General features: G+C 38.7%; 11 protein-coding genes. 5 read left to right on the top strand and 6 right to left on the bottom strand.

Annotated elements, in window-relative coordinates:
• Nucleotides 1-23: 23 nt before the first annotated feature.
• A complete protein-coding gene (locus tag RCP16_RS02755) occupies nucleotides 24-1,778 on the top strand; it encodes a methyl-accepting chemotaxis protein (RefSeq protein ID WP_308641601.1) in 1,755 nt (584 codons plus the stop codon).
• 110 nt (nucleotides 1,779-1,888) lie between these two features.
• Here RCP16_RS02755 and RCP16_RS02750 read toward each other — a convergent pair whose 3' ends face one another.
• From RCP16_RS02750 to RCP16_RS02735, 4 genes are all read right to left on the bottom strand, one after another.
• Complete coding sequence (locus tag RCP16_RS02750; RefSeq protein ID WP_308641600.1) at nucleotides 1,889-2,746, bottom strand: formate/nitrite transporter family protein; 858 nt, start codon at nucleotides 2,744-2,746, stop codon at nucleotides 1,889-1,891.
• 358 nt (nucleotides 2,747-3,104) lie between these two features.
• Entirely contained in the window at nucleotides 3,105-4,124 is a 1,020-nt protein-coding gene (gene moaA, locus RCP16_RS02745; RefSeq protein ID WP_137223415.1) for a GTP 3',8-cyclase MoaA, read from the bottom strand.
• A gap of 115 nt (nucleotides 4,125-4,239) precedes the next feature.
• Nucleotides 4,240-5,067: a formate dehydrogenase accessory sulfurtransferase FdhD gene (fdhD, locus tag RCP16_RS02740; RefSeq protein WP_308641599.1), complete on the bottom strand. Its 828-nt coding sequence runs from the start codon at nucleotides 5,065-5,067 to the stop codon at nucleotides 4,240-4,242.
• Between the two features lie 5 nt (nucleotides 5,068-5,072).
• Nucleotides 5,073-5,420 carry a Na-translocating system protein MpsC family protein gene (locus RCP16_RS02735; RefSeq protein ID WP_069330010.1) on the bottom strand — a complete coding sequence of 116 codons (348 nt, stop codon included), beginning with the start codon at nucleotides 5,418-5,420 and terminating at the stop codon, nucleotides 5,073-5,075.
• 502 nt (nucleotides 5,421-5,922) lie between these two features.
• Here RCP16_RS02735 and fdhF point away from each other — a divergent pair.
• The 4 genes from fdhF to RCP16_RS02715 all read left to right on the top strand — a co-directional run bounded on the left by fdhF (nucleotide 5,923) and on the right by RCP16_RS02715 (nucleotide 10,675).
• Nucleotides 5,923-8,865: a formate dehydrogenase subunit alpha gene (gene fdhF, locus RCP16_RS02730; RefSeq protein WP_137223411.1), complete on the top strand. Its 2,943-nt coding sequence runs from the start codon at nucleotides 5,923-5,925 to the stop codon at nucleotides 8,863-8,865.
• Nucleotides 8,866-8,888: 23 nt separating this feature from the next.
• Complete coding sequence (locus RCP16_RS02725) at nucleotides 8,889-9,050, top strand: hypothetical protein (RefSeq protein WP_308641598.1); 162 nt, start codon at nucleotides 8,889-8,891, stop codon at nucleotides 9,048-9,050.
• Nucleotides 9,051-9,274: 224 nt separating this feature from the next.
• Nucleotides 9,275-9,769 carry a helical membrane plugin domain-containing protein gene (locus RCP16_RS02720; protein WP_308641597.1) on the top strand — a complete coding sequence of 165 codons (495 nt, stop codon included), beginning with the start codon at nucleotides 9,275-9,277 and terminating at the stop codon, nucleotides 9,767-9,769.
• Nucleotides 9,770-9,955: 186 nt separating this feature from the next.
• Nucleotides 9,956-10,675, top strand: coding sequence for a stalk domain-containing protein (locus tag RCP16_RS02715; RefSeq protein ID WP_069330013.1), 720 nt, complete (start codon nucleotides 9,956-9,958; stop codon nucleotides 10,673-10,675).
• A gap of 155 nt (nucleotides 10,676-10,830) precedes the next feature.
• On the opposite strand, the gene lpdD is transcribed toward RCP16_RS02715, so the two are convergent.
• Nucleotides 10,831-11,175 carry a prenylated flavin chaperone LpdD gene (gene lpdD / locus RCP16_RS02710; protein ID WP_308641596.1) on the bottom strand — a complete coding sequence of 115 codons (345 nt, stop codon included), beginning with the start codon at nucleotides 11,173-11,175 and terminating at the stop codon, nucleotides 10,831-10,833.
• Nucleotides 11,176-11,404: 229 nt separating this feature from the next.
• Entirely contained in the window at nucleotides 11,405-11,839 is a 435-nt protein-coding gene (locus tag RCP16_RS02705; protein ID WP_308641595.1) for a LysM peptidoglycan-binding domain-containing protein, read from the bottom strand.
• Nucleotides 11,840-11,962 lie beyond the last annotated feature (123 nt).

Here is an 11,962-nt window from a genome sequence, read left to right as displayed (position 1 = left end):
AAAGTAACTACGTGGAGGATCTTATGAAAATACAAGGTAAATTAGTATTAAATGCGATGATTTCGCTGATCGCTTCTTTAATTCTTGTCGCATACATTATTTTTCAACTACTTAATATCAACTCACAAAACAATAATCTCGTTCCAGCTATGCTAAATGTTAAACAGCTAGATGGTAATATGGTACAGACAGGACAAGCTTTAGCTAACTTCTCTTTTACCATGTCAGCTAGTAATAAATCGAGTGTAAATACTCAATTGACTCAGACGCAAGCAACGATTGATACCCTTTCAAATGGCATGTTACAGACGCCTGAAGAACAAGCACGTCTAGCTTTAATAGTGACTAAATTCAAAGACTTGAGTGACACATCACAACAAGCATTAACAAACGATGATAGCTCAGAAGCCAAGCGTCAAAGTATTCGTATCGAAGGCGTTCAGAACGATATTTATATTTTGAATGAACTTACTCAGACACGGTATGCCGAATATACTAAAGACTTAACACACAGTATTGATCTCACTTGGCAAATCGCTTTATTCGGCGCTATCTTCTTACTGATTGCTGTCGGCGTATTTAACACATGGACAGCACGTAAATTTGCACGTCGTACTCAACAAATGAATATTGCAGCTCAACGAATTGCTGATGGCGATCTAACGATCAAGTTAGCAGAGACTAAAGGTAAAGACGAACTGGATGATCTTAATCGTTCATTCCATATTATGATTGATAACTTGCGTAGTATCGTAACTTCGATTGATCAAGCAGGCGTTCGTGTCGATAATATGGCACAAGATATTGATCGTAGCAATGATGTGATGCAAGAAATTGTGAATCAAGTTGCTACTTCGACAGAAGAATTAGCGATTGGTAGTCAGAAGATTGCGGAAGACTTGAGCACAACAGTTATGGTTGTTGATGATATGCAACAGAAATTTTCATCCAATCTAGAGACGACCACAGAATCTGCGGCGTATAGTGAAGAAGCGATTCAAGCGATTGAACAAGGTAGTCTTGTGATGAAGCAACAATTGCAACTCGTAGCTAACAATCGTTCTGCGATGGCTGAAGTCGAGAAAACCGTCTCTGAACTTGAAAAAAATGCAGAACAAATCACAGATATGACCAAGTTAGTATCTGAAATTGCATCTCAAACGAATTTACTTTCTCTGAATGCTTCCATCGAAGCGGCTCGCGCGGGCGAAGCAGGTAAAGGATTTGCTGTCGTTGCAGATGAAGTGAAAAAGCTAGCTTCTCAATCTGTGACCGCTGTACAACAAATTTTTGCAGCAGTTGAAGGCATTACTGTAGCGATGAATAAAGTAAAATCTTCTGTTGCTCAAAGTATTGATCTCTTTCAGGAACAAGAGCAAGCGACAAGTTCTACAGATGCTTCCTTTGCGGCAATTAGTAGTAAAGTCGGACAGATTGCTGAACATGTAAGTAAGCTTGCGACAGATATGAAAGTTTCTCAAGATATGAGTAGTCAGGTTCATCAAGCGATCGAAAATATCAGTGCTATCACTGAACAATCGGCTGCCGGTAGTGAAGAAATTACAGCTTCTACAGTAGAACAACAACGTTCATTCTTAGAATCTAGCGAAAAAGTGAAAATGCTTCGTCAGATTCGCGAAGAAATGCAACACGAACTGAACCGCTTCCAGATCGATATGAATGAAGTAGTCAATTCAGCAGACACTAATAATGTTGAACCGATCGTCAGACCATCTACTCCTACTTCAACACCACATGACGAGAAAACTTCGGCTTAATAGCGACATGATGGATTTGTATATTTAGCTTTATTTCTATAAAAAAGAAGCATTGCCGTATCGATTCGGTTATGCTTCTTTTTTTATAGATAGATATGCGTATATGGCTGTTAGTGTTTGACTTTGACCACTGAGCTACTTAATCCTTGCTCATGATAATGGTTAGAATCACTTACTGCTTCTGTCGTTATAGCAAGCTCTGTCGTATAGCGATAAGCTCCAAAATAAGCAAGAGCAACAAAGATAGCCCCTCCAACTAAATTCCCTAACAAGACAGGCACAAAATTCTCTACATATTGCGTCCATGTAATATCAGACCCTGCAAAAATAGCCGCTGGAATCACAAACATATTAGCGATCACATGCTGAAATCCAATTGCAACAAATGCCATAATCGGGAACCAGATTCCTATAAATTTACCGACTGAATCTTTACTGCCATAAGCTAACCAGACTGCCAGACAGACTAACCAGTTACAACCAATCGCAGATACAAAAGCTTCACCAAAACCTTCGCCCACTTTGGCATGTGCAATTGCGAGTGTTTTGGCTAAAAAATCACCTTCTGTAAGTCCAACCACATGTCCAAAAAAATAAGCAACTGCAATCGCACCTATAAAATTAGATAGCAATACCAATACCCAATTGCTGATTACTTGGGATAGTGTAATCTTTTTGGCAAACCACGACATAGCCATCACCATCATATTGCCTGTTAATAACTCTGCTCCTGCAAGAATCGTCAACATCAGACCTACTGGAAAGACAGCGGCTCCAAAAAAGCCCGCGATTGAGCCTAATTCTTTGGGTGCTGTACCAATCACACGAATATCAGCTAAAAATCCTAATGAGATAAATGCTCCACCTAGAAAGCCCAGAATCAATACCGTCCAGAATGGTAATCTTGATTTTTTTAGACCATTTTCAGCGGTGATATTCATAATTTCTTGCGGGGTGTAAAAAGACATTGTAAACCCTCCATGTTCATCATCGTTGTAACAGATCGTCGTTATCATAAACTATAAAAAAAACGCCAAAAAACCACCATTAACAATGCTCCAATAGACCTCTTAGATCTAGCTCAAAAAGAGGATAGAGAATAATTAATGCTGGTTAATGCCCTTACAGACGCCTATAAGGATACCAATCAACTTGATCGTTAGATTTAAAGCAAAAACATTCTATGAGTCTGCTTCAAATAATAATCGCTAACTGCTCATTAAGATTAATCTGGTGCTTAAAGTTTGTCAATACTGTGACAAATAAAATTTTGGAATACCCAATTCTGCTGTATTTGCAAATAAAAAAATAGAAGGGTTGCCCCTTCTATCCTCCAATATGCGACATTTCTACTTTATGACCATTGGGATCATTTTTGTCAGAAGCTAATCCTCGCTCTAACGAATACTGGTCTTTACGATTGGTCCATACAGCTTGTATATAATCTGCAATCTGTTCATCGCTACGGTCTGAACGTAACCAATCTCTAAGATCATGACCTTTAGTTGCAAATAAACAAGTATATAATTTCCCTTCGGCAGACAATCTTGCTCGTGTACATGATGAACAAAAAGCTTCGGTTACCGAGGAAATAAACCCAATCTCTCCGATACCATCTGCAAATTGATAACGTGTTGCTACTTCACCATCATAATTCGGTGCAACCGGTTGAAGTGGAAAGTGTTCGCCGATCCGATCCAGTAATTCTTGCTTACTGACCACATGCTCACGATTCCAACCATTACTATTTCCTACATCCATATATTCAACCATACGTAAAATATGACCTCTTTGGCGGAAATAATCGACCATCGGTACAACTGCATCTTCGTTGAATCCTTTTTGTACGACCATATTTACTTTGACCTGTAATCCTGCTTCAGCTGCCGCATCAATCCCATCAAGTACAGGTTGAACACGACTGCGTCCTCCATTCATCTGCAAAAACATATCGTCTTCCAGACTATCCAGACTCACGGTAACACGATGAAGTCCAGCTTGACGCAAGCTTACAGCCATACGGGATAACAGACTACCATTGGTCGTTAACGATATATCTTCTGCATCCAAAGTGGATAGACGCTCTATAATATTAGGCAAGTCTTTACGCAGTAAAGGTTCTCCGCCGGTAATTCGTAATTTTTTGGCTCCTAGAGATACAAATATTTTGGCAATTCGACCAATCTCTTCCTCTGTCAGTACGCTTTCTTTAGGTAAAAAGGCATAATCCTTACCAAAAATTTCTTCTGGCATACAATATCGACAACGGAAGTTACAGCGATCTGTGACAGAGATGCGCAAGTCTCTTAATATACGATTATGTTGATCTTTTGAAGTCATAGACACCTCTCCATTCCTCGCTAGTACCGTCTTACATCGACTTCGAAACGTGTTCATCTTACCTTGTTGCAAGATAGTTTAGAATCTTATCTTCTTCTGGTATTTATTTTTTGGTTTCATACTAGAGTATCATAGAATCTGGTGATATGTCCTGACATTCCAGAATTCTTTGTGAATGTGTATATACATTGCATGAATCTTCACGAATAAATCCAACAGTTGTAATGCCTAGATGATCGGCTAGCTCAAGAGCTAATCCTGTAGGCGCAGATTTGGATAAGATCACTTCACAGCCAATTTTGGATACTTTCGTCAAAATTTCGGAAGAAATTCTACCGCTAAATACGATAATTTTACCTTCTAAACTAAGATTCTGTTTGAGGCACCAACCGTAAATTTTATCCAATGCATTATGGCGACCAATATCGCTTCGTGCCACAATAATTCCACTCGGATCGCATAAAGCGGCTGTATGCACACCACCTGTATGACGAAATAATTCCCCGCTTTGTTGGACTTCTTCCATTAGCCGAAAACAATCTTCAAAAGACAAAGTAACGTTAACTGTATCTATAACTTTAGCTGTACGTGCATCATTAAAAAAAACAAATCCCTGACGGCTGGTACCGCAACAAGAAGTAATATAACGCTTGGTAAATAATTGACGATGCTGTGGCTTCCAGCGATCTGTATGCACATGGACAAAACCTTCTTCAGGCTGTACCCATAGTTCTTGAATATCGCTATACTGCTTGATCACGCCTTCTGAAGCCAAAAATCCTACTGTCATATCTTCAATATACTCAGGTGTGCAGACTAACGTTACAAATTCTTCGCCGTTTACTTTTACAGTAATCGGTTGTTCGCTAACGACCTGATCAGTGATCGTGGTGACTTGTCCGCGCCGGTAACGCACAATCGTACGCTCTTGTTGCAATTCTAGATCCATCTGCCTCATCCTTGCTCAATATTTTTTTCGAAAACAAATACAGAGATGGCAAAATCATCTTCCACCTTAATATCGGTAAACAAATGCTGTAATTTAGAACCGCATAATTCTTCCATACCATCAGGTACATGCTGATCATACAGTCCTTGAACCATCTGTGTTCGCGCACGGTGTACCATTTCTTTGCCTTCAGAAGTTAAAGCAATAAATTTTTCGGTAGGTGTAAAATTGCCCCACATTTTAGTAATTGCCATATTATCTACAAAGGTCGTATGAATCCGTTCCGGTCCTTTGCCAAATGTATCTTTACGTACTTTACGTACGATTTCATTGAAAGTAGTTTCCTTTTTCATTGATAATCCTCCTTGCTGTAATGTTTTGATCATACACCTCATTTTGTAGATTTCAAATACAGATAGCTAGCATGGTGTGTTAAATGTGTCTTGAAATTTCACAAAAGAAGAGTATAATTTAGAGTATTCACATTTTTGTCATAATATAATCGGATTGGTCAGTTAGTATGTCATTGCTAAACGATTACTCCACTTTAAAAGTGCTACCTGCAAAGGGGTAGTGATTTTAAGGTGGAGTTTTTTTATGCCTTTTTTATTTTATCCTTAATCTGTATCTATTAGTTAATAATACATATTTAGGATAATAAAGTATAAATATGATACTACACAAATCCGAAAATCTTTATATTATGCTCTATTTGATGTGCCACATTTTGCAAAACCTGAGAAGGAAGATATTTTGTTTCACAAAAATCATTTTTGATTTCACTAGAAGAAGTCGCATTTATAGTGCCAAATGCGTACATCTAGAAATACAACTGTTAAATAAAGGGGTATCTGCATGAGCGAACAACAACCAATCAAAATTACGATCAATGGCGAAACCTATGAAGCCGGGCAAGGATTAAGCGTACTGAATGTTATTAATCTAGCTCAAATTCAGCATCCACAAATCTGTTATGTTCCTGAAGTCGATCCGATTCAGACCTGTGATACCTGTATTGTTGAAATTGACGGTCAATTAGCACGCGCTTGTTCAACAACGATCACAGAAGGAATGAATGTGCAGACCAATTCTATTTCTGCCAAAGCGGCTCAAACAGAAGGTATGGATCGTTTACTGGAAAATCATATGTTGTATTGTACTGTTTGTGATAACAATAACGGTAATTGTAAACTCCATAATACAGTTGAAGAAATGGGTATCGAACATCAGAAATATCCTTTCCAACCGAAAGTCCCTGCAACCGAAGTAGATATGTCTCATCCGTTCTATCGCTATGATCCCAATCAGTGTATCGCTTGTGGGCAATGTGTAGAGGTATGTCAGAACTTGCAAGTCAATGAGACGTTATCAATCAATTGGGAAGCCGAACGTCCATACGTGATGTGGGATGAAGGCGTTTCTATTAACGAATCTTCCTGTGTCAGTTGCGGACAATGTGTCACCATCTGTCCATGTAATGCTTTGATGGAGAAATCGATGCTAGGCGAAGCTGGATTTATGTCCGGTATTGGCGAAGAAATGCTTAATCCGATGATTGATCTAATCAAAGATGTAGAACCAGGATACAGCGGTATTTTTGCTATTTCAGAAATCGAAGCGGCTATGCGTGATACACGGACTCGCAAAACCAAAACAGTGTGTACATTCTGCGGAGTCGGTTGTTCATTTGAAGTATGGACGAAAGGTCGGGAGATTCTTAAAGTTCAGCCTTCTCACGATGCACCAGTGAATGCCATCTCTACCTGTGTAAAAGGTAAATTTGGTTGGGACTTTGTTAACAGTGACCAACGCTTAACCACTCCACTGATTCGTCGTAATGGTGAATTTGTAGAAGCGAGCTGGGATGAAGCCTTAACACTTGTTGCTGAAAAAATGACAGCGATTCGCAAAGAACATGGCAGTGATAAATTAGGCTTTATCTCCTCTTCCAAAATCACCAATGAAGAAAACTATGTGATCCAAAAATTAGCTCGACAAGTATTTGAAACCAACAATGTCGATAACTGTTCTCGTTATTGCCAATCCCCTGCTTCAGATGGTCTGATGTCTACAGTAGGGATTGGTGGTGATGCAGGTACAATCAAAGATATCGCCGCTGCTGGTCTTGTGATTCTGATCGGTTGTTCTCCAGCTGAAGGTCATCCTGTTCTAGCGACTCGTATCAAGCGTGCACACAAATTACATGGTCAACAATTGGTTGTGGCTGATCTACGTAAACATGAAATGGCTGAACGGGCAGACTTATTTATTCGTCCGCAACAAGGAACAGACTTTGTCTGGATTACAGCGATTATGAACTATATGGTAGAGCAAGGCTGGCATGCTGCTGACTTTATCCACCAACATGTGAATCAATTTGATGAATACCTCAAAGCTTCTGAGCCTTATACGCTTGCTTATGCAGAAGAAATTACTGGAATCGCACAAGCTGAATTGATTCGAATTGCTGAAATGATTCGGGATGCGGATGGAACTGTAATCTGTTGGGGTATGGGAGTTACACAAAATATCGCTGGATCTCATACGTCTGCGGCTATTTCCAATCTGTTATTAGCAACAGGTAACTATATGCGTCCAGGTGCAGGGGCTTATCCACTTCGTGGTCATAACAATGTACAAGGTGCTTGTGATATGGGTACTTTACCACCTTGGTTACCAGGATATCAGCACGTTTCTAATGATGAAGCACGTGCTAAATTTGAAAAAGCTTATGGGGTCTCGATTTCTCCAGCGCCGGGTAAAGATAATATCGCAATGGTCGATGATATCGCTCGTGGAGAACTTAAAGCGATGTATCTTGTCGGTGAAGATATGGCATGGGTTGATTCCAATGTGAATCATGTTCATGAAATGTTAGCTCAACTTGAATTTTTCGTTGTTCAAGATGTCTTTTTATCCAAAACCGCTCAGTTTGCAGATGTAGTCTTACCTGCGGCTCCATCTCTTGAAAAAGATGGTACTTTCTCCAATACGGAGCGTCGTGTGCAACGTTTGTATCAAGTCCTTGAACCTTTGGGCGATTCTAAGCCTGACTGGTGGATAACAACTCAACTTGCTAAACACTTGGGATTTGATTGGGGGTACACTCATCCTTCTCAAATTTTTGATGAAATGGCAAGCTTAACGCCTTTCTTCTCCGGTTGTAATTATGAGGTGTTAGAAGGTTGGGGAAGCTTCTTATGGGGTTCGAGTACGGGTGAAAGCACACCTCTACTTTATACAGATGGGTTTCATTTCCCGGATAAAAAAGCTCGTTTCTCACTAGTGCAATATGTACCTGCTGTAGAGTTCCCTGCTGAGTTCGATCTTGTGTTGAACAATGGACGACTACTCGAACATTTCCATGAAGGCAATATGACGAATAAGTCTAAAGGGATCAATCGCAAATTACCTGAAGTGTTTGTCGAAGTGTCTCCTGAACTAGCCACAGAACGTGGTGTTGAAGACGGTACACTGGTTCGTCTTGAATCTCCGTATGGTGCTATTAAATTAAGAGCTGTTGTCACCGACCGTGTACGTGGCAAAGAAATTTATGTACCTATGCACTCTACCAGTCATGAGACAGCTGTTAATCTTTTAACTGGTTCAGCGGTTGATGTACGGACGCATACACCCGCTTACAAACAGACCAAAGTACGGATGATGATTTTGAATGTCAAAGGTGTTAATCCATTACCTTCATTCAATCCTCGTAACAAAAAACGCCATCCGCAAAATGGTGTTGAAGTACAACGTAAATGGAATCGTGATGATTACGTCTCTTTAGTTGATATGTAGAGGGGGAGGAGTTACCTGCGCTTGTGAGTGAGATTGTTCTTGTCGTCGCTGGTGTAACGGAATCCCTTGATTTACCGCTTGGCGGTAGGGATTTCGTTACAAAGGCGAGCGCTTCGCTCTTTCAGAACAATTTCACTCCCTTCGCTGGTGCAACTTGGGGATTGTGGAGCAGTGGTAAAGAATAAAACCTTTTTAAAGAATTTAATTCTTTAGAGAGTTGAATACATTATTTTATTTTTATGATTTGTTTTATATGGATTTATTTCCTACTTTTATGTGTTTTTCATTTTTACTTGTTAGGTTTGATTTCCTTTTTTATATGATGTTTTTTGAGTATTGATGATGAATTTATATGTTTGTAAGTTGGTATATCTTACTAGATGGATATGGGCGAAAGGAGAATGTATGTATGGCGACTCCGATTACTACGATTCGTAAGCGGGTGCTTACTGATGAAGAGCAACAGCAGCAGACGATTGATGAATTGAAAAAGGAATTAGCAGAATCTAATGCGGCGTTAGCACGGTCAATGTCGATATTACGGGAGTTAAATGATAGTGGGATTTTGGAAGCAGCGGAATCGATGCTCAAAGCGAAAGCGCATATTGCAGAGATTGCTTTGGGACAAGTTTCTCGTAAAGAAATCACTAATCTGATCAATAATGGTATGGCGGCAGCGGGTGCCTTAACTGCGGTTGATCCTGCACAAACGACTCAATTAATGAATAGTGTGACCAAAGGATTAGAAGAAGCAGGTAAAGAAGATAACACCAAACTAGGTGTATTCTCATTAATGAAAGCTTTGAAAGATCCTGATATCAATCGAGCGCTTCGATTTGGAATGCGATTTATGAAAGGGCTAGGTCAAGGATTGAAAGAAAAAGATCCTACAGATTATTCTTAATATACAACATTATATAAGCAGACAGTACAGAGGTATTTTACTTTGTACTGTCTTTTTTGATCTTTTATGATCTATATTATACATATTAAAAAAGACATATCAACGCATACCGAACACTTGACAATCAGTTGTTAATCGTTTATTTATAATAGTGTTTATTACTTTATTACTCAGGAGGGATATTTAATGAACAAAAAAGTTGGTTTGGGTATTTTGGCGGCTACGTTAACATTTGGAATAGGGACAGGTGCTCTCGCAGCTACAGGATTAGAACCGATTAAAGCTTATTTGAACAGTACAATTTCTCTTAAAATGAATGGAACTACGGTTACGGCTAAAGATGCAAATGGTCAAGCGGTACTCCCTATTACTTACAACGGAACAACCTACTTACCTGTACGTGCAGTTGGAAATCTAATGGGAACTTCAATCACTTACGACAAATCTTCTTCTTCTGTTATCATTGGCGATTCAGGTAACACAGGATCTTCTACAACCCCTATCGAAAATAAATCTCAATCACTCAGCACGCTAGGAACCAAAGTATTAGGTACCTCTGACTGGCACACCAAAGATCCAAGCAATACTGTTTATAAAGACAAAGATTACAAAGATATTTTTCTATACACTGGTGTAAATAATCAAAGTAAAAGCTTTCAGATCATGACTGATAATAAATATTCTACATTGCATCTAGAACTAGCTTCACTTAGTGGTAATCAAAAAATAGTTATTATGAATCAAGATAATACCACACTCAAAACGATATCTGTTAATCCTGATAATGGTATGGTTAGCGCCGATGTAGATGTTTCTAATACCAAAGCTATTTTTGTTGAAATCACTGATGCTGATAATGACTCTAAATTATTCGTACCTTTAACTACTTCTTCATTAACTAAATAAGCAAGAAATGATTTGATTTATAAATAAACGAGATAATTATGTTAACGATTGACATTCTATTCGTTGATGTATCATCTCGTTCTTTTTGTATATGTATTCTTTATTTAAATTAGTTACATGGCTAATTCTAATGTTTACTCTCACTCTATCTATTACTACTTCTGCAACTTCAATATCAATTCATTCCCCATCTCTACCACCATTTCGATAAGTTGGTTAATTTCTTCACGATTGATCTGATCAATATGAATTCCTCCAGAAATCGCAAAATTCCCACGCCAATGTTTCCGTAAGTTCATAGCGATTTCCTCTGTGATATAAAATTCTTGATGTCGCTGAAATTGAATCGTTTGCAACGGTTGATCTTTAGTGCCTGTCGTTATTGTGCCCAAATGAGGGCGATCTCCTCCACTGATCAGTATAACCACATCGTCTGTACCCATCAGATAAGCATCCATCTGAATCTCTATTCTTCCTCTACTTTTACATATATGAATCATAAGATCCCCTCCGCTTTCTTTATTATTAAAAGCGAATAGATGTCACAGCACAATGAACTATCTAACAGTTATTGATCGTCTTAACTGTTTGAAAACAACAAAAAAAGCCAACGCTCGGGGGAACGTCAGCTTTTTATATATAAACTACGCCATAAGCATTTGGCAGATACTTATGGGTAGATAATATTTTGGCCGATCAGATGGCAGTTGATCGATAATGTCTAAATTCTTATTTTTGAGGAATAGTCAATTGGTATCCAGCAGGTAGAAGGTTGTTGGCAGCAACCAATTCGTCTACAGTTACACCATATTGAGCAGCGATTTCAGTAAGGCTAGCACCTTGTGGAAGAATTACAGTGATTTTGTTGTTTGCTACTGGTTCAGTTGTTTTTGTAGGCTCAGTTGTTGTGTTGTCTGTTGGTGTAGTAGGTTCAGTTGTTTCGTTAGCAGTTCCGAACATAGAGTTAATTTGTGCACTTACAGAATCTACATAAGCTTGGTTGTCAGCACGTTGTTCTGCTTTGTCTTTGTTTTTCTCATGGTTGCTTTGATCGTTAGAAGCTGCAGATACTTGGTTAGCTCCGATTGGTGCTACAACTGCTACTGCTCCAAGACCTAGTGCTAAAGTAGTTGACAATAAAACTTTTTGAAATTTGGTATTCATGGTTAATTTCTCCTTTGTGATGTTAGCTGTTTTTTGGTAACTAATTTTCTCTTAGTAACCTTATGAATTAATAATAACATTAATTAAAGAATATTGCAATACTATTTAAAAATATTTTATTAT

Source organism: Paenibacillus nuruki (assembly GCF_963311185.1).
In the GTDB taxonomy this organism is placed as follows: Bacteria; Bacillota; Bacilli; order Paenibacillales; family Paenibacillaceae; genus Saccharibacillus; species Saccharibacillus nuruki.
The sequence above is the reverse complement of the archived record's forward strand: the minus strand, read 5'-3'. Positions and strand labels throughout refer to the sequence as shown.